General features: G+C 61.4%; 23 protein-coding genes. 8 read left to right on the plus strand and 15 right to left on the minus strand.

Annotated features, from left to right (window positions below; all coding sequences use genetic code 11):
* The 5 genes from HSS18214_RS0105120 to HSS18214_RS0105140 form a co-directional block, all read left to right on the plus strand.
* On the plus strand, positions 1 to 408 hold a 408-nt coding region (locus HSS18214_RS0105120; RefSeq protein ID WP_016914229.1), incomplete at its 5' end, for a PfkB family carbohydrate kinase.
* Positions 405 to 2,141 carry a PTS fructose-like transporter subunit IIB gene (locus HSS18214_RS0105125; RefSeq protein ID WP_016914230.1) on the plus strand — a complete coding sequence of 579 codons (1,737 nt, stop codon included), beginning with the start codon at positions 405 to 407 and terminating at the stop codon, positions 2,139 to 2,141. The genes HSS18214_RS0105120 and HSS18214_RS0105125, both read left to right, overlap by 4 nt.
* Before the next feature lie 227 nt (positions 2,142 to 2,368).
* Entirely contained in the window at positions 2,369 to 4,027 is a 1,659-nt protein-coding gene (pgi, locus tag HSS18214_RS0105130; protein ID WP_016914231.1) for a glucose-6-phosphate isomerase, read from the plus strand.
* 230 nt (positions 4,028 to 4,257) lie between these two features.
* The gene (locus HSS18214_RS0105135) at positions 4,258 to 4,512 is read left to right on the plus strand and encodes a helix-turn-helix domain-containing protein (RefSeq protein ID WP_016914232.1); all 255 of its coding nucleotides are present in this window, start codon (positions 4,258 to 4,260) and stop codon (positions 4,510 to 4,512) included.
* Between the two features lie 3 nt (positions 4,513 to 4,515).
* Positions 4,516 to 4,896 carry a gamma-glutamylcyclotransferase family protein gene (locus HSS18214_RS0105140; protein ID WP_016914233.1) on the plus strand — a complete coding sequence of 127 codons (381 nt, stop codon included), beginning with the start codon at positions 4,516 to 4,518 and terminating at the stop codon, positions 4,894 to 4,896.
* Here the strand turns inward: HSS18214_RS0105140 and HSS18214_RS0105145 are convergent.
* The gene (locus tag HSS18214_RS0105145) at positions 4,874 to 5,038 is read right to left on the minus strand and encodes an isochorismatase (RefSeq protein WP_202801276.1); all 165 of its coding nucleotides are present in this window, start codon (positions 5,036 to 5,038) and stop codon (positions 4,874 to 4,876) included. The two genes, HSS18214_RS0105140 and HSS18214_RS0105145, sit on opposite strands and share 23 nt — an antisense overlap.
* Before the next feature lie 139 nt (positions 5,039 to 5,177).
* Here HSS18214_RS0105145 and HSS18214_RS0105150 point away from each other — a divergent pair, with 139 nt between their 5' ends.
* The gene (locus tag HSS18214_RS0105150) at positions 5,178 to 6,257 is read left to right on the plus strand and encodes a PA0069 family radical SAM protein (protein WP_016914235.1); all 1,080 of its coding nucleotides are present in this window, start codon (positions 5,178 to 5,180) and stop codon (positions 6,255 to 6,257) included.
* On the opposite strand, the gene tyrS is transcribed toward HSS18214_RS0105150, so the two are convergent.
* Together tyrS and HSS18214_RS0105160 are read right to left on the minus strand one after the other, a co-directional pair.
* Positions 6,254 to 7,504 (minus strand): tyrosine--tRNA ligase, encoded by a 1,251-nt coding sequence (tyrS, locus tag HSS18214_RS0105155; RefSeq protein ID WP_272942908.1) that lies wholly within the window; start codon positions 7,502 to 7,504, stop codon positions 6,254 to 6,256. The two genes, HSS18214_RS0105150 and tyrS, sit on opposite strands and share 4 nt — an antisense overlap.
* 104 nt (positions 7,505 to 7,608) lie before the next feature.
* Positions 7,609 to 8,454 (minus strand): helix-turn-helix transcriptional regulator, encoded by an 846-nt coding sequence (locus tag HSS18214_RS0105160; RefSeq protein WP_016914237.1) that lies wholly within the window; start codon positions 8,452 to 8,454, stop codon positions 7,609 to 7,611.
* A gap of 78 nt (positions 8,455 to 8,532) precedes the next feature.
* Here HSS18214_RS0105160 and HSS18214_RS0105165 point away from each other — a divergent pair, with 78 nt between their 5' ends.
* On the plus strand, positions 8,533 to 8,835 hold the full coding sequence (locus HSS18214_RS0105165; RefSeq protein ID WP_016914238.1) for a winged helix-turn-helix domain-containing protein: 303 nt from the start codon (positions 8,533 to 8,535) through the stop codon (positions 8,833 to 8,835).
* Here the strand turns inward: HSS18214_RS0105165 and HSS18214_RS0105170 are convergent.
* From HSS18214_RS0105170 to coxB, 4 genes are all read right to left on the minus strand, one after another.
* Positions 8,753 to 10,978 (minus strand): heavy metal translocating P-type ATPase, encoded by a 2,226-nt coding sequence (locus tag HSS18214_RS0105170; RefSeq protein WP_156808475.1) that lies wholly within the window; start codon positions 10,976 to 10,978, stop codon positions 8,753 to 8,755. The two genes, HSS18214_RS0105165 and HSS18214_RS0105170, sit on opposite strands and share 83 nt — an antisense overlap.
* Positions 10,979 to 11,057: 79 nt before the next feature.
* Positions 11,058 to 11,414, minus strand: a complete 357-nt coding sequence (locus tag HSS18214_RS0105175) for a hypothetical protein (protein ID WP_016914240.1) — start codon at positions 11,412 to 11,414, stop codon at positions 11,058 to 11,060.
* Between the two features lie 4 nt (positions 11,415 to 11,418).
* Positions 11,419 to 13,944, minus strand: coding sequence for a cytochrome c oxidase subunit I (gene ctaD, locus HSS18214_RS0105180; protein WP_016914241.1), 2,526 nt, complete (start codon positions 13,942 to 13,944; stop codon positions 11,419 to 11,421).
* Entirely contained in the window at positions 13,941 to 15,002 is a 1,062-nt protein-coding gene (coxB, locus tag HSS18214_RS0105185) for a cytochrome c oxidase subunit II (protein WP_016914242.1), read from the minus strand. Before coxB ends, ctaD begins: the two co-directional genes overlap by 4 nt.
* Before the next feature lie 37 nt (positions 15,003 to 15,039).
* Between coxB and HSS18214_RS0105190 the strand changes: the two genes are divergently transcribed.
* A complete protein-coding gene (locus HSS18214_RS0105190; RefSeq protein WP_016914243.1) occupies positions 15,040 to 15,498 on the plus strand; it encodes a DUF2231 domain-containing protein in 459 nt (152 codons plus the stop codon).
* 21 nt (positions 15,499 to 15,519) lie between these two features.
* On the opposite strand, the gene HSS18214_RS0105195 is transcribed toward HSS18214_RS0105190, so the two are convergent.
* The 8 genes from HSS18214_RS0105195 to HSS18214_RS0105230 all read right to left on the minus strand — a co-directional run bounded on the left by HSS18214_RS0105195 (position 15,520) and on the right by HSS18214_RS0105230 (position 21,801).
* Positions 15,520 to 15,945 carry a CopD family protein gene (locus HSS18214_RS0105195; protein WP_016914244.1) on the minus strand — a complete coding sequence of 142 codons (426 nt, stop codon included), beginning with the start codon at positions 15,943 to 15,945 and terminating at the stop codon, positions 15,520 to 15,522.
* An 82-nt stretch (positions 15,946 to 16,027) separates the two neighbouring features.
* Positions 16,028 to 16,894 (minus strand): DUF2797 domain-containing protein, encoded by an 867-nt coding sequence (locus HSS18214_RS0105200; protein WP_040460834.1) that lies wholly within the window; start codon positions 16,892 to 16,894, stop codon positions 16,028 to 16,030.
* Positions 16,878 to 17,162, minus strand: a complete 285-nt coding sequence (locus HSS18214_RS0105205; RefSeq protein WP_026001740.1) for a YeaC family protein — start codon at positions 17,160 to 17,162, stop codon at positions 16,878 to 16,880. The genes HSS18214_RS0105200 and HSS18214_RS0105205 overlap by 17 nt, the downstream gene beginning before the upstream one ends.
* A 25-nt stretch (positions 17,163 to 17,187) precedes the next feature.
* Positions 17,188 to 18,039 carry a rhomboid family intramembrane serine protease gene (locus HSS18214_RS0105210; protein ID WP_016914247.1) on the minus strand — a complete coding sequence of 284 codons (852 nt, stop codon included), beginning with the start codon at positions 18,037 to 18,039 and terminating at the stop codon, positions 17,188 to 17,190.
* Between the two features lie 199 nt (positions 18,040 to 18,238).
* A complete protein-coding gene (locus HSS18214_RS0105215; RefSeq protein ID WP_016914248.1) occupies positions 18,239 to 19,225 on the minus strand; it encodes a metallophosphoesterase in 987 nt (328 codons plus the stop codon).
* 1 nt (position 19,226) lies between these two features.
* Positions 19,227 to 20,159 carry an NAD(+) kinase gene (locus tag HSS18214_RS0105220; RefSeq protein ID WP_016914249.1) on the minus strand — a complete coding sequence of 311 codons (933 nt, stop codon included), beginning with the start codon at positions 20,157 to 20,159 and terminating at the stop codon, positions 19,227 to 19,229.
* 108 nt (positions 20,160 to 20,267) lie between these two features.
* Entirely contained in the window at positions 20,268 to 21,137 is an 870-nt protein-coding gene (locus HSS18214_RS0105225; protein WP_016914250.1) for a carboxylate/amino acid/amine transporter, read from the minus strand.
* A gap of 79 nt (positions 21,138 to 21,216) precedes the next feature.
* A complete protein-coding gene (locus HSS18214_RS0105230; protein WP_016914251.1) occupies positions 21,217 to 21,801 on the minus strand; it encodes a YqaE/Pmp3 family membrane protein in 585 nt (194 codons plus the stop codon).
* Positions 21,802 to 21,881: the final 80 nt, after the last annotated feature.

Here is a 21,881-nt window from a genome sequence, read left to right on the forward strand (position 1 = left end):
AATGAAACCGAGCTGGCCGGGTGGGCGGGGCACGCCCTCGATTCCGATGCCCAGCGCCATGCTGCTGCCCAGCGTCTTCATGCCAGCGGTATCGAACACGCGCTGATTTCTGCCGGTGCCGAAGGCGTCTTGTGGGCCAGCCAGTACGGCACCTGGCACTCGACGCCGCCCAGCGTTCACGCAGTCAACACCGTGTGCGCGGGCGATACCTTCGTGGCGGGCATGCTGCATGGGCTGCTGAGCCAGCACGACCCCGACGCCACGCTGCGCTTCGCCACGGCGCTGTCTGCCGAAGCCGTTCGCCATGTTGGCGTGGGCAATCCCCACGCCGACGATTTCGACTCACTCCAACAACAGACCCGGGTACGGCGTCTTGACGACACCCACACCGAGGGAGCCACGCGATGAACCTGATCCTGATTACCGCCTGCCCCAGCGGCATGGCGACCACCTTCCTGGCCGCCAAGCGCCTGGAACAAGCCGCCACCCGGCTGGGCTGGCACGTCCATGTGGAAATGCATGGCGAAATTGCCCCTCTGCAGGCGGCTACCGCCGAACAGATTGCCAACGCCGACCTGATCGTGGTTGCCGCCGACCAGGTACCGGCCCCGGAGCGTTTCGAAGGTAAGCGGCTGTTCAAGGCGCCGATTGCCAGCGCTCTTCCCGACCCTACGGCGTTTTTGACCCAGGCAAAACGCGACGCCCCCCTGTACAGCGCCCCGGCCACCACCGCAGCGGCCCCCGCTGGCAGCCCAGGCGGCCAACGTATCGTTGCCGTCACCGCCTGCCCCACCGGCGTTGCCCACACCTTCATGGCCGCCGAAGCGCTGGCCGAGGCGGGCAAAGCCATGGGCCACCAGATTCGCGTGGAAACCCAGGGCTCGGTGGGTGCACAAAACCAGCTCACCGATGAAGAGATCGCCGCTGCCGACGTGGTCGTGCTGGCCTGCGACATCGAAGTGGACCCCTCCCGCTTTGCGGGCAAACGCATTTATCGCACCTCCACCAGCAACGCGCTGAAAAAGCCCCGCCCGACGCTGGAAGCCGCGCTGACTGACGCAGCGGTGGAAGATGGCACCAGCGCCGCTGGCGGTGCCTCGGCCAAGAAGGGGATCAAGGAGAAAGGCGTCTACAAGCACCTGCTGACCGGCGTTTCCTTCATGCTGCCCATGGTCGTGGCGGGCGGCCTGTTGATTGCCCTGTCATTCGTGTTTGGTATCGAAGCGTTCCAGGAAGAAGGCACCCTGGCGGCAGCATTGATGCAAATCGGTGGCGGCACCGCCTTCGCACTGATGATTCCCGTGCTGGCAGGCTACATTGCCTACTCGATTGCCGACCGCCCCGGCATTGCCCCCGGCATGATCGGCGGCATGCTGGCCGCCAATATCGATGCCGGTTTCATCGGCGGCATTCTGGCCGGTTTCCTGGCAGGCTATGTGGCGCTGGCCGTGACGCGGTACGTCAAGCTGCCTGCCAGCGTGGAATCCCTCAAGCCGATTCTGATCATCCCGTTCGTGGCCAGCCTGGTCACCGGCCTGACCATGATCTACGTGATCGGCGAACCCGTGGCCGCCATCATGGCCGCCCTGACCGGTTTCCTCTCCTCCATGGGCTCTACCAACGCCGTACTGCTGGGCATTCTGTTGGGCGCCATGATGTGCTTCGACCTGGGTGGGCCCGTCAACAAAGCCGCCTACACCTTCGGCGTGGGCCTGCTGGCATCGCAAACCTACGCGCCCATGGCGGCCATCATGGCAGCAGGCATGGTGCCTGCCATTGGCATGGGCATCGCCAGCTTTGTGGCGCGCAACAAGTTCTCTGCCCCTGAGCGGGAAGCGGGCAAGGCATCGTTCGTGCTGGGCCTGTGCTTCATCAGCGAAGGCGCGATTCCCTTTGCCGCGAAAGACCCGCTGCGGGTGATTCCGGCCTGTATCGCGGGTGGCGCGGTGACCGGCGCGCTCTCCATGCTGATCGGCGCTCAGCTGATGGCGCCCCACGGCGGCATCTTCGTGCTCCTGATCCCCAACGCCATCACCCCGGCGTTCCTCTACCTGGGGGCGATCATTGCGGGCTCCTTGATTACTGGCCTGGGCTATGCGTTCATCAAGCGCGGTGCTGCACAGGTAGCAGTGGCCAGCTAACGGTTGCACACTGGCCTTACCAGGGGCGGGCCCAGGCCCGCCCTTTTTGTAGCCAAGTCCTTCAGCTGGCCCAAACTCTCGTTTTATTACTCATTTTCAAGCGATTCAAGCCGTACAGCGCTTCCATGGCGCCCAATATGTAGTATTTTTACATAAACAAGAATCACGATTGGAGGCACGCCCTCTGATTCGGAACAACGATGTAAAAACAAATAGGACCGCCCGTTATGTTTCAACTCACCCGCAGCGTTACCTGGCAGGCCCTGGAGCGCCTGCGCGATCAAACCGCCAACGATCGCATTCGCGACTATTTTTCCCACGACCCGAAGCGCTTCGAAAAAATGAGCCTGCGTGTCGGAGGCCTTTTTCTGGACTACTCCAAGCACCAGGTGTCTGATGCGGTACTGGCCAAGCTGATCGAACTGGCCGACCACTCGGCCCTGGTACAGCGCCGCGCTCAGATGTTCTCCGGCGACATCATCAACGTCACCGAAAACCGCCCGGTACTGCACACCGCGCTACGCCATTTGGGCGACGAGCCGGTCTACGTGGACGGCGAAGACGTGATGCCCGAAATCACCCGCACCCGCGAGCAGATCAAGGTGTTCTCCGAGGCAGTGCGTAACGGCGAGTGGAAAGGCTACAACGGCCAGCGCATCAAGGACGTGGTCAATATCGGCATTGGCGGCTCGGACCTGGGCCCCAACATGGCGGTGCGGGCGCTGCTGAAATACCGGCATCCGGAGCTGCACTTCCACTTCGTGTCCAACGTGGACGGCACTCACATTCAGAAGGTGCTCTCACGGCTCGACCCCGCCACCACGCTGTTCATCGTCTCTACCAAGACCTTCTCCACTCAGGAGACCCTGCTCAACGCCAAGACTGCGCGGCGCTGGTTCCTGGAGAACGCCGGGGAAGACGCCGACGTAGGGGCGCACTTCATTGCCGCCTCCACCAACCGCAAAGCGGCCATGGAGTTCGGCATTCGTGAAGAGAACGTGTTCGAATTCTGGGCCTGGGTGGGCGGCCGCTACTCCATGTGGTCTTCCATTGGCCTGCCCATTGCGCTCTCGATTGGCTTCGAAGGCTTTATCGAGCTGCTGGAAGGCGCCCACGAGATGGACCGCCACTTCATCGAAGCGCCGTTCGCCCAGAACATGCCCGTATTGATGGCGCTGATCGGCATTTGGTACATCAACTTTATTGGCGCCGAAACCCAGGCCATCGTGCCCTACGACCAGGCGCTGAACCAGCTGCCCTCTTTCCTGCAGCAGCTGGATATGGAGTCCAACGGCAAGTCGGTGGATATTTTCGGCCACCCGGTGAATTACAAGACAGGCCCCATCGTGTGGGGGCAAACCGGCTCCAACGGCCAGCACGCGTTCTTCCAGCTGTTGCACCAGGGCACCCGCTACGTGCCCATCGACTTCATCGCTTCGCTCAAGCCGGAGCCGGGCGTGGAAGACCACCACTTTGCCCTGCTCACCAACATGCTGGCCCAGGCCAACGCCTTCATGGAAGGCAGCCAGGGCGACAGCAAAGAACTGAGCCAACTGGACCCCTACAGCTGTCCCGGCAACCGCCCTTCCAGCACGCTGCTGCTGGACGAGCTGACACCGAAAAACCTCGGCGCGCTGATTGCGCTGTATGAGCACAAGGTGTTCGTTCAAGGGGTGATCTGGAACATCAACTCCTTCGACCAGTGGGGCGTGCAGCTCGGCAAACGCATTGCCGGTGAGATCAGCGAGCGCATCGACGCCAACGCCGCCGACTTCGACGCCTCCACCCAGGGCCTGCTGGAACTCGTCCGCGCCCACTTCCCGGGCACCGCACACCGCGCAGACCCCGAAGCCGGAGACAAAAAGCCCGCTCGCAAGAAGCGTTAGGCTCAAGCGGCACTGACTGATGGCCTCCACTACGGTGGGGGCCATTTTTTATGCCCAGACTTACGCAGTGCCAGGTAGCGAATCGTTACAGCCCACCGGCCACGCTTTCCCCATAGGGATAAAATCACCGCTTTTCACTGACACTGCCTCTTATTTTCCCTATCGGGAAAGTTCGGCTACTATACGTATTCCAGTCCGGTAATTTTCCTTATAGGGAAACGGGAGCGTATATGCCTACCCTACCTGCCCCAACCAACACAGCGCTTTATTCGATTGAATCCGCCAGCAGTCTTGGCCTGATCATCCGTCAGGCTCGTAAACGTCAGCATCTGACCCTGGAAACTCTGGCGGGACTGTGCGGCGTCAGTATTCGCTTTTTAAGTGAACTCGAAAACGGCCGCGACACATGCGGCATGGGCAGAGTATTGCGCGTCCTGGAAACACTCGGTATCGAGCTTTTGGCACAGCCAATGGAAGAAGGCTAATCGATGAACCACCTTTACCAGGCAATCCAACGCTGCCCCCGCGTGGCGGTATATGGCACGTTAAAGCACGGTCATCGCAATCATCATTGGCTGGGCGACGCAGACATGCTGGGCCAGGACTGCTTGACGGCGATTACGCTTTACGACCTGGGACCCTACCCCGGCGCCAAGCTCATGCCCTCCACAGGCGTTGTGGTGGAAGTATATGCCATCGATGCCGAGCGGCTAGCCCAGCTTGATGAGCTGGAAGATTACCTGCACCACTCCCCCCAAAAAGGGACCTACGACCGGGCGGTGCTGGCGACCTCTCATGGCGATGCCTGGTGCTACCTCTACAACCCCGCCGTCGAGGAAGCATCGCTCATTCGCCGCGGCGAGTGGTAAACCGCGCCAGCGCTCCTTCCGTATCCACGATCTGCGCATACTCCCCCGCCAGATTGGCCAGCGACATGGCGTGCACCTCATCGGCGGTACGCTCCGTGCCCGCGTAATCGCACTTGGCAAACGTAAACGTCGCGTCGCTCACGACCCAGGTACCGAAACCAAGATTGCCTGCGGTGCGCAAACAGTTGATGGCGCACCGATGTCCCTTGCTTGCAGAGCACGACAAACACCCTATACTGTATGGATAAACATATTTTTGGTAGCTCAGTGCGAGGCTCCCGATGACGGCTCATAACCTTCCCCGATACGCCGTGCATAAAGGTCGCGGTGCCACTTACGACCCCCATAACCGTTTTTCACCGACCCGCAGCGTCATGGAGGACGATGGCTGGTGGCAAGAGGAAGCTCACCCATCGCTGGCTACCGAAGTGCGCGAAGAGCCCAGCAAAAGCGCGCTCTCCTGGAACCGCTCACCCGATCTGCCCTTTGACCGCTCCCTGAACCCTTACCGTGGCTGCGAACATGGCTGCGTGTATTGCTATGCCCGCCCTTCCCACGCCTATTGGGACCTGTCGCCGGGGCTCGATTTTGAAACCCGACTGATCGCCCGCAGCGGCCTGGTCGAGCATCTGAAACAGGAGCTTTGCCATCCGCAGTATGTCTGCCGCCCTATCAACCTGTCTGGCAACACCGACTGCTACCAGCCGCTGGAAGCCACTTACCAGACGACCCGGCGCCTGCTGGAGCTGCTGCTGGCCTGTCGCCACCCGGTCACCCTGGTGACCAAGAGCACGCTGATCCTTCGCGACCTGGACCTGCTGGCGGAAATGGCGGAGCACCGTTTGGTGCGGGTATTCGTCAGCCTGACCAGCCTGGACGCCAACCTCAAGCGCACGCTGGAGCCTAGGGCGGCGTCGCCCCAAGCACGCTTGAGAGCCATTCGCGAGCTGAACACGGCAGGCATACCGGTAGGCACGCTGGTGTCACCGATCATCCCGGGACTCACCGACCATGAAATCGAGCGCATCCTCGAAGCGGCCAGCCGGGCGGGCGCACGTACCGCGACCTGGATGCTACTGCGACTGCCCCATGAAGTCGCGCCCCTGTTCGAAGCCTGGCTGAACGCCCATTACCCGGAGCGCGCCGCCAAGGTCATGAGCTTGATGCGCCAATGCCGCGGCGGCCAGAACTACGATGCACGGTTTGGTAAGCGCTTTCGTGGGGAAGGGGTCTTTGCCGACCTGATTGCCCAGCGTTTCCAGCGCGCCAGCCGTCAATGGAACCTGCAATCGCGTACCGAGCAGGGCTTGAACACCCGCGACTTTCGGCCACCGCGGGCACAGGGGGATTTATTTGACTAAGCGGCACGCCTGAATAGGCAAAAATGTTTTTTGCCTTTTTGCACTACCCAGAAGGTATCGAAAAGCGCGCCTGTATCTTCTACATAGGCCTGTGCTGCCAGCGCTCCATTGATACGTACAGCTCCGTGCTTGATAAACTCCCGCGCTTGCCGTTTTGAGCTTGCCAGCCCCCCTTTGACCAGGGCGCTATCCATGGCTTCGCTTGGCGATATGGAGCAGCAAGGCAGGCCATCCAGTGCCAGTTGCTCAAGCTCTTGAAGGGTCAACGCCGTCACGTCTCCGCTAAACAACGCCTGTGAAATACGCTGAGCGGCTTTCAACCCCTCTTCACCATGGACAAATCGCGTCATGCTTTCCGCCAGGATCCGTTGGGCCTGGGGTTTACCCGACAAACGTCGGTCACTCGCCTCGAGTTCGTCGATCTCGTCGCAGGTCAAGAACGTGTAATACCGCAAAAACCGGTATACATCCTGGTCATCGGCTGCCAACCAAAACTGGTAGAAATGGTATGGTGACGTCTTATTCGGATCGAGCCATACCGTTCCTGATTCTGTCTTGCCAAACTTGGTACCATCGGCTTTGGTCACCAAGGGAAGCGTCAACCCCATCACCTGCTCACCGTTCAAGCGCCGGGTCAAATCGACCCCACTGACGATATTTCCCCACTGATCGCTGCCACCAATCTGCAAACGGCAGCCCAGGGTGCGATTCAAATGAGCAAAGTCATAAGACTGTAGCAGCGCGTAGCTGAACTCGGTAAAGGACATCCCTTGCTCAGGCCGCTCGAGGCGCTGCTTGACGGATTCTCGATTGATCATGGCATTCATCGAAAAGTGCTTGCCCACATCACGAAAGAAATCCACCACGCTCAGCCCTTTCATCCACTGTGCGTTGTCGACCACGCTAAAGGGCGCTTCCAGATGCGTTGCCATCAACCAGTAGATCTGTTCATTGAGTGACGTGACCCACCCATTGACGACTTCCGGGGCGTTCAAGGCTCTCTCGGCCGCTTTGAAGCTGGGATCTCCGATCATTCCTGTAGCACCACCCACCAGCACGACGCCTTGATGTCCGGCGTCCTGGAAGCGCTTTAACATCAATAGCGGCACAAGGTGGCCAATGTGTAAGCTACCCGCCGTGGGATCAAAACCACAGTAAACGACTTGCGGCGTACCGAGTAATTCCTTTAACGATGCCTCATGTGTCACTTGAGACATCAGTCCCCGACGATGCAAGTCGTTGAGCAATAACGTTGCGTTCACGCCAAATACCTTTATGTGCCTGATTTATCTAGCGAGGCTACTGGGCGGGGTGGCGTCACACCATATCCCCAAAGGGACAGAAACAGGCTTCAATTCGTTGAGGCGGAGCTGGCAACGATATGATTCAGGAACAGACCAAACAGCTCACCAAGGGAGCTGATCTGCAACTGAGCATAGATCCGCTTCCGATGATTTTTAACCGTGCCATGGCTTATCGCCAGATACTCGGCTATTTCATGACTATCCATGCCTTGTACCAATAGAGCGGCAATTTGCTGCTCCCTGGGTGTCAGCCGAGATTTGCCGAAGCTTTCCACCGACTCACGCAATCTGGCAGCAACATCGCTATCCACCATGGCATTGGCGAGGTGAAACGGACCACGCCAATGCTGCCTACATAGCGAGGAAAGCGTGCTCAGAAATAGACTCAGGCGTTGACATTCATGGTGATGAAAACGCTCCGACAGGGCCGAACGGTCGCCTAGCTTACCTAAATAGACGACCAGCCAACGGTTGCCATCGAGAGCCAAAGCGATACAAATCTCGTCTTTCCAACCTGTTTGATGATAAAAGTTCTGCAGGTAGTCGTCTCGTTCCGACCCTGAACAGAAAACATCGTCGATACCATACACTCCCTGCTCCTGCCGCTCGGCCAGTGAGAGCAAGAAGGGGTCTTTCTGATAGGCGTCCAGTAGATAGCGCTGAAACAATAACTCTCGATGTTCCAGCAGCGAATCAAAAAGATAGATGGGATGTTTGTCAGGCCGGTAACCCACCACCACGGCGCAATCGAAAGCGGCGAGAACCTGCAAGACCCTCATCAGGCAAGAGGTGAACCGAGGCGTATGCAGTGCATCGACGGTATTGGCAAGCGATTGATTGAGCTCAAGTAGCCAGGAATCGTTGGCACCCTCGCCCGAGACTCCATTGATCATGATGTCAGCCCCCTCGCATATTGAACTATGCTAGCGTTAACGCCTCTCGACCATGTTTGACACTCGCCAAGGATATAAATGACGCTCACGCTCAGCAAAACCCGGTCCAGCTTTTACCGCCGCCTATACGTGGCCCACTTGATCGAACAAGGTATTTCCAGCGTGCCTGCGCTGATGGAAGCCACTGGCATGCCCAGGCGCACGGCTCAGGATACCATCGCCTCGCTGAGCGAACTGGACATCGAGTGCGTGTTCGAAAAAGGCGACGGCGAGCGCCATAACATCGGCCACTACGTCATCAAGCAGTGGGGCGCGATCGATCCGCGCTGGGTGGCGCAACATGCTCAGCGGCTGGGTGAGGCGTTGGGCTACCGTGAGTAGGCCCAGGCGCATCGGGCTCGGCCCAGGTCAGCCTCGCGGCGTTGAGTGTGACGCTGAGGGAGCTGGCGGCCATGGCCAACACGGCGATCAGCGGGGGAATGGCCATGATGACCACCAACCCCAGCGCCAGGGTGTTATAGAGCGCCGATAGCAGCAGGTTTTGGACCATGATGCGACGCGTTCGCTGGGCAACCCTCAACAGCCTGGCGACCCCCGCAATACCGGGAGACAGCAGCTGAGCAGCGGCCCCTTCCCGAGCAGCGTCGCTGGCGTGCAGCGGGGCCACGCCCACCGCCGCCGCCGCCAGGCTCAGCGTGTCGTTGACCCCATCGCCCACGTACAGGGTGGGCGATGGCAACGCCTCCAGCAGGCGTGCCTTGGCCTCCGGGGAGCGCTGGGCATAGCACGCTTCCCGCGGTAGCCCAACGCGCTGGCCCAGCCACTGCACCGGGCCCTGGCGATCTCCACTGATCAGTGCCAGCACGTAACCGGCGCTCTGCAGCTGGGCAAGCGTGATCTGGGCATCCGGCACGGGCTGGTCGGCCAGGTACAGGGTGGCCAGCCATCCTTGCTCATCCGCCACCAGCACCTCGGATGCAAAGCCATATGCCGGGTGCTGTGCAGCGGCGGGGATCTCCTTGCCCTGCTGGGCCAGCCACGCGGTACTGCCCAGCCACCAGGTGTGGCCATTGGCGAAGGTGATGGTTTGCCCGGCCCCCGGCGTTTCATGAACCTCCACCTGATCCCGAGAAGTGCCGCTTGCCCAGTGGCGCAGTCCGTTCGCCAGCGGATGCTCACTCTGCCTGACTGCCACGGCCAGCTGTTGGCGGAACAGTTCCTCGTCTTCCCCATCACGGAGCATCGCGTGCAGTACGCGATGCTGCCCCTGGGTCAAAGTACCGGTCTTGTCGAACGCCACCGAGCGTACCTTGGCCAACACTTCCAGCGCGGCAGGGTCGCGCAGCGCAATACCCTGCTGGGTGGCCTGGCTGCTGCCCGCCAGGCTTGCCAGCGGCACGGCCAGACCCACGGCGCAGGGGCAGGCCACCACCAGCACCGAGAGCGCGCGCACGCTCGCTTCATCCCACCCCACGCCCAACAGCCAGGCAATGGGCAGAGTCACTGCCGCCAGCACCAGCGCGGCGGGGCTCAGCCAGGCGGCAAACCGCTCGGCTAGGGTGTGCAGCTCGCCTTTTTGCGTTTGAAAGCGACGCATCTGGTCACACAGTTTGTCCATTCGCCGCTGGCCCGCCGTGGCGGTCACGGTCAGTTCCAGCGAGCCGCCCTGCCCGCCACGGCCCATAAAACGACAGCCTGCATACACTGGCTGCCCGGCACCCACGAAGCGCGGCTGGCTTTCACCGGACAGCGTGGCGGTGTCCAGCCAGCCGTCGGTCTCCAGGCTGCCATCCAGCGGCACCACGTCGCCTGGGGCAACGGCAATGCGTTGGCCCAGCGTGACCTCCTCGATGGCAGTTTCCTGAACCTGCCCTTGATGCAGCACCTGCACCGACGTATCGGGCAGCGCCAGCGCATCGAAGGCTTTCAAGCCCCGCTGACGACACAGCGTTTCGACCAGTCGCCCCACCAATAGCAGGACGATCAGCATCACCGCCGTATCGAAATAGACCTCTACCGAGCCACGCCACAGAAGGCCCAGCGATACCACTACGGCGCCCAGCACGCCCAGGCTCACCAGCACGTCCATGCCGGGCCGCCTTGCCCGCAGTGTGCGCCAGCCCGCCCGGTAAAAAGGCAGCCCGGCATAGCTCACCACGGGAATCGCAAAGGCACCCGACACCCAGGCCAGCACGCTCTCCAGCGCGGCCGTGGGCATGGCCCCGGCGTAGATCAGCAGCGAGGCCAGCATGGTCCACATGCCAAACACCGAGCCGACGATCAAGCGCAGGGTCAAGTAACGGCTTTCCTGCTCCAGCCGGGCATGGGCGTCCTGCAGGTCTTCCAACGGCGCCAGCCGATAGCCCAGCCGCGCCACGTTGGGCGCCAGTGCGTCCAGCGCCGTGGCATCGGGCTCACCCTTCACCCACACGGTGGCGGTCGGGTAGTGGACGCTGGCGTCGAGCACGCCTGGCTGCTGTTTGAGCGCTCCTTCCACCGCCAGCGCACAGCTGGTGCACCACATGCCGTGCAGCGTATACAGCGGTGCTTCCAGGCCGTCGGGTTGGGCCGCGTGCGTGGCCGATGCGTCGCTCAAGGCCACGTTACACGCAAGGCGGAATGCCTATGATCGGCAGCGCCACGAACACCACGCTGAGCGCCGAGAACAGATACAGCCCCGCCGAGACCACGGCATTGAACCGGGCGCGCCCCTGATGGCGCTGGCCCGCTTGCCAGCACCACCAGGTAAGCGCCGCCAGCAGCGCGGTCGTGACGAGACTCAGCAGCAGCATCCAGCCATTGAGCAGCGTGAACACGCCACGCTCCGTGGCGGGAGCCGCCACCTCGCAGGCCACGGCGTGGCCTCCATAAACGGCGATGAACCAGATGCACCACACGGTCAGGCCCACCACGAAGTGGATGGGATGCGTCAACCTCAAGCGCTCGAGTAAAGGTGACATGGCCTCAACCTCCAATGACGCGGGGCAACACAGCGAGCGAGCCCACCAGGATCCAGAACACCACGGCGTTGTAGCGCCACAGCTGTACCACCACGGCAGGTTCGAACGGCGCATGGGCCCCCACGTAGCCGTAGCGCACCCGCAGCGCCTGCATGACCGTCAGCACGACCGCCAGCCCGCCGTGGAACAGGGCATAAATCAGGCCCAACAGCAGCACGGCATCGTGGGTGGTCTCGGTGGGAGCCAAATCGGCGGCCAGCATCACCCAGGTGGTCACGGCCACCTGCACGGCCCCCAGCGCACCGGCCAGATAGAAGCCGCTGGCAAGCCCGGCATCCTGCTGGCGACGCAGCCCACGGATCATTTTGACCATCACGATGTAGCCCGCCGTCATGGCCAGACCCGCTACCACTAGCCCCACCAACGACAGTGGCGACGTATCGGGCATGCTCCACGCCGGGGAGACGGTCCACAGGTAGAACCAGCCAAACAGGTACGAGAGGAAGAACGAGCCGTTGGCAATCAGGAAGGTGCCCATGGCCCACACACCCGGGCCATCCATGGTGCGAGAGTGCAGCGGCGGGTCACCGGGTGACACATCGGCATCCGGCGCGGCCTTGGGATGCGCGCCGTTCTCCCAGGACCAGCGCAGCAGGAACACCCCGGCAATCAGCACGAAGACACCGGCCAGCGCATAGACCCGCACCAGCAGGCTGATACACACCACCGCCAGCGCCATGGCCGCAAACAGCGGCCACCAGGAGTTACCCGGCAGGTGGATGATTTCACGCACCTTGCCGGAGATAGGGTCAGTGCCCCACATCTCACGCCGCCCGTGGGTGGCCACCGCCAGCGAGTGCTTCCCTTCTGCCATGGTGACAGGCAGGTTGGGGTCATCCCACAAGGGGTGACGGGTTTCGATCCTGGGCAGGCTGACGAAGTTATAGGCACTGGGCGGCATGGTGTTGGCCCACTCCAGCGTATCGGCGTTCCAGGGGTTCTGCTTGGCGGGTTTGCCAAAGCGGAAGTGCAGCGCAATATCCAGCAGCACCATGGCAATACCGGCAGACATGACAAAGCTGCTGACCGACGAAAGCAGGTTGTAGATATCCCAGCCCATGCCGGTATCGTAGGTGTAGACCCGGCGCGGCATCCCCAGCAGCCCGGTCCAGTGCATGATCAGGAAGGTGCCGTTGAAGCCCAGGAACGTCAGCCAGAAACCCCAGCGTCCAAGGTTCTCAGAGGGCATGCGCCCGGAAAACAGCGGCAGCCAGTAGTAGAGCCCGGCAATCAGCGGGAAGAACATGCCCCCCACCAGCACGTAGTGCATGTGCGCCACCACGAAGTGGGTATCGTGCACCTGCCAGTTGAACGGCACCAGCGCCAGCATGACGCCGGTCAAGCCACCGCAGACAAAGATGATCAGAAAGCCCAGCACCCACAGCATGGGCAGCTTCATTTTGGGCTTGCCCAGCCATAGCGTGGCCAGCCACACGAACACCTGAATGGCCGTGGGCACTGCCACCAGCATACTGGCCGCCGAGAAGAAGGCTTGCGCCAGCTGGGGAATGCCCACGGTGAACATGTGATGAACCCACAGACCGAAGCTGATGAACCCCGTGACGATAATGGCAAAGACCACCCAGCCGTAGCCGACGATGGGCCTGCCAGCGAAGACTGGAATCAGCGTCGAGATGATCCCCGCCGCCGGCAGGAAGATGATGTAGACCTCAGGGTGCCCGAACAGCCAGAACAGGTGTTGCCACAGAATCGGATCGCCACCACTGGCCACTTCGAAAAACGGCATGCCGACGGCGCGCTCCAGTTCCAGCATGACACTGGCCAGAATCAGCGGCGGAAAGCCCACCACGATCATCAGCGCCATGGCGAGGATGTACCAGGCAAACAGCGGCATTTTATGCAGCGCCATGCCCTGGGTGCGGGTGCGCAAGATGGAGACGACGATTTCCACCCCGGCAGAAAGCGCCGAGATTTCCACGAAGGTAATCCCCAACAGCCAGAAATCAGGGCCAAGGTCAGGGGAGAACTCGCTGCTGCTGAGCGGGGTATACATGAACCAGCCGCTGGAAGGAGCGATTTCCAGAATCAGGCTGGAGGTCAGAATGATGCCGCCAAACAGGTAGCACCAGTAGCCCAGCGAGGTCAGCCGGGGGCACACCAGGTCCCGCGCGCCGATCATCTTGGGGATCATGTAGATCGCCAAGCCCTCCAGCATGGGGATGGCGAACAGGAACATCATGACCGTGCCGTGCATGGTCGTGACCTGATTGTAGATATCCGGCGACATGAAATCCTGATCGGGCATGGCCAGCTGGGTACGCACCAGCATGGCCAGGATGCCGCCGATCAGGAAAAACACCATCCCGGTGATCATGAAGCGCAGGCCCAGCGTCGTATGGTTGACGATGGTCAGTGCCTTCAACCCCTTGGGGTTGCCCCAGATATCGTGCAGGTCTTCGTGGAGCTGCTTCGGGTCCTGCTCAACGGCTTTTTGACTAACGCTACTCATGGGTTCAAGGTCTCCAACCAAGCACCCAGGCTGTCCAGGGTGTCCGTGTCGATATCATCGTGGGACGGCATCAGGTTACCGGGCTTCAGCGTCTGATGATGCTGCAGCCATTGGCTGATGGCGCCATCGTCCATGGCCATCACGCCAGCGCCCAGCGTCGCTCGGCTGCCCACGTCGGAAAGGTCGGGCCCCAGCGTGCCACCACTGATCCCGGCCACCGTATGGCAGCTGGCACAGTGAGTCATGAACGCGCTGCGCGCCTCGTCATCGGCGGCATCGGCCGTGGCCGCTGCTGCCAGCGCATCCTGCTGACGCTCGGCCAGCCAGGCGTCGTACTCTTCTCGGGGCAGGGCTTCGACGAACAGGTGCATGTGGGCATGCCCGATGCCACACAGCTCGGCGCACTGGGCACCAAAAACGGCAGGAATGTCTGCTTGCAGGCGAATACGGTTTTCCCGTCCGGGAATCATGTCGACCTTGCCGCCCAGGCGCGGAATCCAGAAACCATGGATGACGTCGGCGCCGGTCACGTGGAAGTCCACCGGCTCGCCGACCGGCATCACCAGATGGTTGGCGGTGACCACCTCGCCGCCTTCGGCATTGGGGTAGCGCACTTCGAACCACCACTGGTGGCCGATGACTTCGATCACCTCGCCGGGTTCGCCAATGGCCAGCATGCGCTGACCGGCGGGCACGCCAAAGGCGAGCAGCGCCACGATGCTGGCCACGGGCAGCAGGATACCGCCGCCCAGAATCCAGTGGCGAGCCACCTTGCGCTCCTGTGCAGGTGTGCGGGTGACGTCCCTGGGCTTGAAGGCAAACAGCCACAACCCCGTGATGACCGCCAGCACCACGGTGCTGAAGGTCAGCATGATCCACCAAATCAGGGCAACATCTCGTGCAGCCTGCCCAGCGGGGTCTAGAATGGACTTATCGCCCGCACAGCCTGCGGTCAACAGGGCCAGCCCGAGAACCGCCAAAATGGCTATCCGGTTGACCCGCCGACCCGTAACGCGTTGAATGTTGGGCGAGGCTATATTGCTGTTGCGTTCCCTCATATGCTGTTTCCCTTTAGTCTGCCCACAGGAAGTGACCATGGCGCCAACTCCCCAACGTTCGATCAAAAGCCGCGCCTCTTTGGCTGGCCACCCGCTGCACCCCGTAATGATTCACTTCCCCGTTGCTGCCCTGATGGCCCTGGTGGCAAGCGACCTGGCCTACTGGTATACCGAAGACCCCTTCTGGATGCGCAGCGGCCTGTGGCTGGCGGGCGTCGGTGCCTTTGGCGGCTGGGTCGCCTCGATAGCCGGTATCATTGATCTGGTCACGGTGTCGCGCATTCGGCGTCTGATTACCGGCTGGAGCCACGCCATCGTGGCGGTGGTGATGCTCTCGCTGGCGTCGTTCAACTGGCTGCTGCGCTTCAACGAGCCCGACGCGATCCTGCCCTGGGGGCTGGCGGTATCGCTGCTGACCGGAGGACTGATTGCGCTGGCCGGCTGGCTGGGCGGCCAACTGGTTTATGAACACGCCGTGGGCGTGGATGTCGACTGACCACCTGCTCATGGGCATCGGCTAACTCCAATCAAGTGGTTTGGCCAGCACGAATCCCAGTACGGCCAGAATACCCGCCACTGCCAGCAACAGCGCCAGCAGGTTGGCGGGTTTCACACCGCGATAGATGCCCATTTCCAGGCGTAGGATCAGCCAGCCAAAACAGCCGTGGGCAGCCACCATGACCACCACCGCGGCCAGCTTGAAGATCAGCCACCCCCCCATTAACCCGTGAAGCAGGAACAGCAGCGTGCCCGACGCAATGGCCAGCAGCGCGGCAGGGGTGGCAACGGAGTTGTAGAAGTAGCGCGGCATGGGCGGTGAGCCCTGCGCAAAGCCAGCGTCCTTGCGCAGCTGAAGGGCGTGACTCAGCAGCGCAGGTAAGTAAAGCAGCGAACCGCACCAGATAACCAGTGCGGCAATGTGAAGCAATTTTAGCCAGGGCATTGCGGCTTCCTTGCGTTGCATTGGGCAGGGGGAGAAATAACTCCGTTAACCTTAGACAACACTGGCCACTCTGGCTAGCCGTTTAGCTAACGATAATCTCGTAACCCGTGAATTTACGAAGATTTATCACGCCGGTATCGAGTATCAGGTACTGCCCTTTCACGCCCTGCAAGACACCCTCTACCTGTGGCTGCTTATCGAAATTGTGCGACACCACCTTGCGTGGAAAAGCCTCCACCGGGTAGTGGAAGTGGTAAGGCGTTTCATCCAGTTCACGAATGGCATCCTCACCGTGCACCTGGCGCAGTTGCGCCAGCCCATCGGCCAATACGCTCAACAGACGGTCTCGCTCTGCACACAGGTCCAGCGTGGCCACCTCGCCTTTCAGCATCGCCCGCCAGTTGGTGCGGTCGGCGACCTGCTCCTTGAACAGCATTTCGACCATGCCGGACTGCTGCCGCGTATTGACCTCCAGAATGGGCAACGCCTGAATGGCCCCCTGATCCAGCCAGCGGGTGGGCATCTGGGTTTTGCGGGTGATGCCCACCTTCAGCCCCGAGGAGTTGGCAAGATAAACGATATGGGGCTGGAAACAGTGGGCTTCGCCCCACTCGGGTTCGCGGCAGGTGCCCTGGTAGTAGTGGCAGGTTTCCGGCTTCATGATGCAGGTATCGCACTGGGCCAAGCGCTTGAAACACGGGTAGCAATACCCCTGAGCAAAGCTCTTGTTGGTGGCGCGCCCGCAGTGAGTGCAGGCAATGGCCCCGCTCCAGTGCAGGCGTATGAACGACCCTACCCGCTCGTTCAGGCCGACCCGATGCTCCCCGGCACGCAGGTGGTACACCACCTCGGCATCCTTGCGGCCTGGCACACTGGCCGCCATTTTCTGCAGACACCCCTGCACCGGCGTAGCATCGGTGGCAAACAAATCATCAGTCACGGGTGGCATCCCGCGCCAGGCCTGCCATTTCCGGGCTGACGCCCGCTCCCGTGGCACCCGCCCCACAGGTGCGGCGCTCCAGGTAACCCACCCGGTTGGCTTCGGGCACGTTGTTTTCCATTTCATAGCGCATCACCGCCTCAAGGCAGAGCTCAGTCTGCTCGGCGGTCAGGCGACGCCCATCCGGCCACTTGCGCAGGGCAACCGCCTGCTTGAGGCTTTCATAGATGGTGGGCGTCATTTGATGAATCATCTTGTCGAACGTCATGTCACTCACGGTCAGCACCTCTTTTGCGGGTTGCTCAAAGCTTTTTGAAGCGGGAAGAATAATACCAGCCGGTTGCCAGCCCCACGAGCAGGCCACCCAAATGCGCCTCGTTGGCAACGTTGCCAAAGCCCACGGTGCCTGCAATGCCAGTCATGGTAAAGACCATCCAGCCCAGCATGAAGACCACCAGCATTTGCGGCACAAAAAAACCGCTGCCTGGGGCACGCCGGGACATCAGCCACACATGCGCCAGCAGCGCATAGACGACCCCGGACATGCCGCCAAACAGCACCGTGCCGGTCATGTACTGGGCAAGGTTGGCACCAATGCCCGCCAGCAACAGCAATAGCAGCATCGTTTTGCTGCCCTGGCGCCGTTCGATCTGCTGGCCGAAATACCACACCCACATCAGGTTGAAGATCAGGTGCATCCAGCCAAAGTGGAGAAAAGCCGGTGACAGCAGGCGCCACACCTGACCGCCGAGCAAGGTATCGGGCAGCGAACCGTAGACCAGCTGCCCCCCAGAGACACCCACCGGCACGATGGTCAAAGAGACGATCAACAGGTCGCCCCAGATCCCGGTCAATGCAAATACGGCCAGACTGATCAGAATCATCAGCGCCGTCACCGGTACTTGTCGCAGAGTCGCGACCAGCCCTTGGGTGGGCAGCGAGCGCTTGGGTGGCGCCGCGTCGCTGATCAGCTCGTCGCCTCGCTCCCAGCGAGCCACCAGGGCACGGAGCTCATCGTATTGGCGCGGGTCAGCCACCCAGAGGAGCTGGCCGTCTTCTTCATCGGTGATGCGATGGCCTATCCGGTAATGCCATAGGGCCTTGCGCAGCGCTTGAGTGTCTGCATCGGGGGGCAAGAGCATGACGGGGTGCATGACATCTTCCTTTTAACCAGTGGTCATGACGCTTACGCGCACGTTTGCCATCGGATACGCAAAAAAATCCGGCGGAGGGGGCCGCCGGATAAAAGCAAGGGATCATTCAAGGGAACACTTACTCTGATAGCCGGCAGCAGGGTTAGTTCAGCAGTTTTGCAAAAATTATGTAACCAATTGTAATAATTGCTCAAAAGGGTCAATCAAAATCGATCTCCCAGGGCTTGGGCAATGCCCGCTCTTCTCTAGGCACTTGAATCCAGACGAAATGATCGGCATTCAACTGTTGTTCACCGCTCCAACGATAGGCCACCAGTCGACCAAATTTTACCGCACTGTAGTCCAGACAAGCGATATTGGCGGCGGGCAAGGCGGGAATGCCCTCGCACCAGTAGTGGCCGATGAACAGCGGCGGCTGTTCCGGGCCGTAATAGCTGAGCCGCTCGCGCTCCTGCAGCGTCAATGCCCGCGTCTCCAGGTCGCCCGGCAGGTTATCCGGCTGGAATACCACATCGCCCCACTGCTGCGGGTTGGCCGACCAGAAGTGCGCGCGAAAGGTCTGCCGGGTAAAACCGTCGCCCGAGTGGATGGCCACGCCTTCCGGTAGCCGAATGTGCGGGCCACGGGTCAGGCGGTCGAGAATTCGGAACGCCTGGGTCGAGGGGTCGGTGGACTCCACCAGAAAGCGGTCGTCCAGTTGGGCAGACGGTGAACGCAGACGGAGCTGGCGAATCAGCTCATCGTCCCAACAGGCGTGCACCACCCGGATACCGTCCAGTTCCAGGCACAGCGGAATGGTCTTGAACCATGCCAGGGTATCTTCCCACTCGTTGGTATGGTCACGATACTGGTCGAGGGTATCCTGAATGATGCGATTATGGCGCGGCGTATGCTCGCGCAGCCAGCGCTTGGCGCTGCCTGGCGGGGCCGGGTGCATATAGGCCAGGGCGTTGTATTCATGATTGCCCATGACGATATGCGCCTCGCCCTCCTCGACCATGCGCCGCGCGATGGACACCGCCAGCCGAATGCGTGGGCCGCGATCGATCAGGTCCCCCAGGAAGATCACCTTGCGGCGCGGGTGGCGATACACGCCCTTGCGCTGATGGTAGCCCAGCTTCTCCAGCAGCGCGGCCAGGGTGGCACCACAGCCGTGAATATCGCCAATGAGATCGTAGCCCTCCATGTCAATCTCCTAGCCGATGGCTCCAACCGAGTTTGCTGCGCAGCACTTCATAGAAGTTATGCCCCAAGGGGTGTACCAGTTGAACGCGCTCCGGCTTGCGGGTGATCACCAGCACATCGTCGGGCTTGGCCACCGCGCGGGTTTGCCCGTCGCAACTGATATGCGGGTAGGTCTGGTTGGTTTCGCCAATGTGTATACGAATCTCGCTGGCGGCATCGATCACGATCGGTCGGCTGGAGAGGGTATGCGGGAACATGGGCACCAGCGTGACCACTTCCAGCTTGGGATGCATGATGGGGCCGCCACCGGAAAGCGCATAGGCCGTCGAGCCAGTCGGGGTAGCGACGATCAACCCATCGCTGCGCTGGCTATAAACGAACTGGCCGTCGATGAACAGCTCGAATTCGATCATGCGAACCGCTTTGCCCGGGTGCACGACGACTTCGTTGAGCGCTTCGCCGTCACCCACCGCCACGCCATTGCGGTACAGCACGGCATCCAGCAGAAAGCGCTCTTCTATTTCGAACTCGCCTGCCAACACCTCCCCCACGCGCTGCTCCAGCTCATCGGGGGAGATATCGGTCAGGAAGCCAAGCCGCCCGCGATTGACGCCCAGAATCAGCGTGCCACTGCGGCACAGGGTGCGGGCGGCCCCCAGCAAGCTACCGTCGCCGCCCACCACGATGACCAGATCGCACAGCTCGCCCAGCATGCGACGACTGGCTTCCGGCTGGCCATGATGCGGCAGCGCGGTGGCGGTACGGTCCTCGATCAGCACCTTGTAGCCATGGCCAACCAGGTAATCCACCAAGCGCTGGAGCGAGTCCAGCACCTTGTCGCTGCCCAGGCGGCCAATCAGGCCAATGGTCTTGAACGGCGGCGTGGCTGGACGCTGGCGCCCGGCGGCGGTTTGTGAGGTTAAGGTATGAGACATGGGCGACTCTCGCTGGCATCAGCCCACATTATGGGGAGTCACGGGGTATCGGGCAAATCCGACGGCGTGGCGATGACCCTCGCCACGCCGTAAAATCAGCAGCTTGAGTCAGGCCAGGGCAACCTTGCGGCGCTGCAACCACCAGTGGTTGAGCCACAGAGACGCCACCATGATGGCAGCGCCCAGCAACAGCTTGCCCAGGTCTGCATCGCGGTTCCAGATGACCAGGTTGACCACCAGCCCAGCAGGCACCAGCGCGTTGTTCATGATGGCCAGGGTGCCCGCATCCACCCGGGTGGCGCCCTGGTTCCAGGCGAAGTAGCCCACCCCGGAGGCCACCAGCCCCAACCACGCCAGCACGCCCCACTGCACCGGAGTGCTGGGTAGCGCTGACACGTTGCCGAACAGCAGGAAGGCCGGCAGCGCCACCAGCATGGCGCCGATGAAGAACCAGCCAAACACGTTGTGCCAGGCCAGGGTGGGCGGCAGGTCTGCCGCTAAACGGCGATAGCCTACTTGACCAATCGCAAAGCACAGGTTGGCCCCCTGAACGACCAGAAAGCCCAGCCAGAAGCCGCTGTCAATGCCGTCGTAGCGGATCACCCCGGCACCCAGCACCGCCAGCAGCGCAGTGAACAGATAAATAGGCGTGAATCGCTTGAACATCAGATCATCCAGCAGGGCGATATACACGGGGGTGAAAATGGTGAACAGCAGGACTTCCGGCACCGACAGCAGCAGGAAGGATTGGTAGAAGAAGGTGTACATGACGCCCAGCTGAATGGCGCCCAGCGCCATCAGTGCCAGCCGCTGCTTACCCCGCAGCAAGCCTGGCCGTAGAAACGGCAGGAACACCAGTGTAGCAAGTGCCACCCTGATCAGAACGGCAAAGTAGCTATCCACCTGCCCCGCCAGGTAGACGCCAATCAAGGAGAAAGAGAAGGCCCAAAGCGCCGTGACACCGACCAGATAGCTCATCAGTAAACCCCGAAAAACATAAAAGTTGACGGAGATTATACGCAGTTATCGTTGGCTGCCAATGGCCACGGCAAGGAAATCAGCGCTCAGCGTGATGTTTGCCGAGCCAGCGCCAGGCGTAGATCACCCCGGGCAGCCAACCCAGCAGGGTCAGGAGCGTCGCCGTGGCCACCCGCTGCCCGCCGCCATCGGTCAGCCCCACCGCCAAAGGCGGCAGCAATATGGCCAGCGCGCGATAGGCCAGGCGCAAGGCAGCTGGTTCCTGCACGGGGGGCTGCCCCGGAGATGCCTGCGATGCGCTCAAAGAAGCAGGCTGCGCCACCGCTGGCGGCGTGTAGTGCCCCACCGGGTCCGGGGCATGGGCTAGCGTGTTTGTGACCTGCGTATTTGGGGCCTTCGCCTCTGACGCTGCCTTCTCCTGAGCGCGGGCCAGCGCTTTGCGGTGCGCTTCCTTGTTGATTTTCTGCTCCAGGGTTTCGACGCCTTCGGTCAGGTCATCGTGAAAACGCTCCCAGTCTTCCCAGTCATGGGGCGTACCCGCCTTGGGGCGATGGTTACCGGAGCCGCGTGCCCGCTCCCAGGCTTTTTCTTCCAGGGTATTGGGGCGCTCCGGCTCTCGTTCCAGACCGACTCCCTTGCGGTTGAGGTATTCACGTGCGTCCATAAAAGCTCCTGACTACGTCGCTGACGATTCGACCATGGTCAACCGTTGAATGTCTGAAGTATGGGGGCAAGGCAGGGCAA

It is taken from the genome of Vreelandella stevensii S18214, from assembly GCF_000275725.1.
GTDB lineage: Bacteria > Pseudomonadota > Gammaproteobacteria > Pseudomonadales > Halomonadaceae > Vreelandella > Vreelandella stevensii.

Coding starts and splice junctions, on each gene's coding strand:
- HSS18214_RS0105125 (WP_016914230.1), top strand. CDS start 405: ATGAACCTGATCCTGATTACCGCCTGCCCCAGCGGCATGGCGACCACC.
- pgi (WP_016914231.1), top strand. CDS start 2,369: ATGTTTCAACTCACCCGCAGCGTTACCTGGCAGGCCCTGGAGCGCCTG.
- HSS18214_RS0105135 (WP_016914232.1), top strand. CDS start 4,258: ATGCCTACCCTACCTGCCCCAACCAACACAGCGCTTTATTCGATTGAA.
- HSS18214_RS0105140 (WP_016914233.1), top strand. CDS start 4,516: ATGAACCACCTTTACCAGGCAATCCAACGCTGCCCCCGCGTGGCGGTA.
- HSS18214_RS0105150 (WP_016914235.1), top strand. CDS start 5,178: ATGACGGCTCATAACCTTCCCCGATACGCCGTGCATAAAGGTCGCGGT.
- HSS18214_RS0105160 (WP_016914237.1), bottom strand. CDS start 8,454: ATGATCAATGGAGTCTCGGGCGAGGGTGCCAACGATTCCTGGCTACTT.
- HSS18214_RS0105165 (WP_016914238.1), top strand. CDS start 8,533: ATGACGCTCACGCTCAGCAAAACCCGGTCCAGCTTTTACCGCCGCCTA.
- HSS18214_RS0105170 (WP_156808475.1), bottom strand. CDS start 10,978: ATGTGGTGCACCAGCTGTGCGCTGGCGGTGGAAGGAGCGCTCAAACAG.
- HSS18214_RS0105175 (WP_016914240.1), bottom strand. CDS start 11,414: ATGTCACCTTTACTCGAGCGCTTGAGGTTGACGCATCCCATCCACTTC.
- ctaD (WP_016914241.1), bottom strand. CDS start 13,944: ATGAGTAGCGTTAGTCAAAAAGCCGTTGAGCAGGACCCGAAGCAGCTC.
- coxB (WP_016914242.1), bottom strand. CDS start 15,002: ATGAGGGAACGCAACAGCAATATAGCCTCGCCCAACATTCAACGCGTT.
- HSS18214_RS0105190 (WP_016914243.1), top strand. CDS start 15,040: ATGGCGCCAACTCCCCAACGTTCGATCAAAAGCCGCGCCTCTTTGGCT.
- HSS18214_RS0105195 (WP_016914244.1), bottom strand. CDS start 15,945: ATGCCCTGGCTAAAATTGCTTCACATTGCCGCACTGGTTATCTGGTGC.
- HSS18214_RS0105200 (WP_040460834.1), bottom strand. CDS start 16,894: ATGCCACCCGTGACTGATGATTTGTTTGCCACCGATGCTACGCCGGTG.
- HSS18214_RS0105210 (WP_016914247.1), bottom strand. CDS start 18,039: ATGCACCCCGTCATGCTCTTGCCCCCCGATGCAGACACTCAAGCGCTG.
- HSS18214_RS0105215 (WP_016914248.1), bottom strand. CDS start 19,225: ATGGAGGGCTACGATCTCATTGGCGATATTCACGGCTGTGGTGCCACC.
- HSS18214_RS0105220 (WP_016914249.1), bottom strand. CDS start 20,159: ATGTCTCATACCTTAACCTCACAAACCGCCGCCGGGCGCCAGCGTCCA.
- HSS18214_RS0105225 (WP_016914250.1), bottom strand. CDS start 21,137: ATGAGCTATCTGGTCGGTGTCACGGCGCTTTGGGCCTTCTCTTTCTCC.
- HSS18214_RS0105230 (WP_016914251.1), bottom strand. CDS start 21,801: ATGGACGCACGTGAATACCTCAACCGCAAGGGAGTCGGTCTGGAACGA.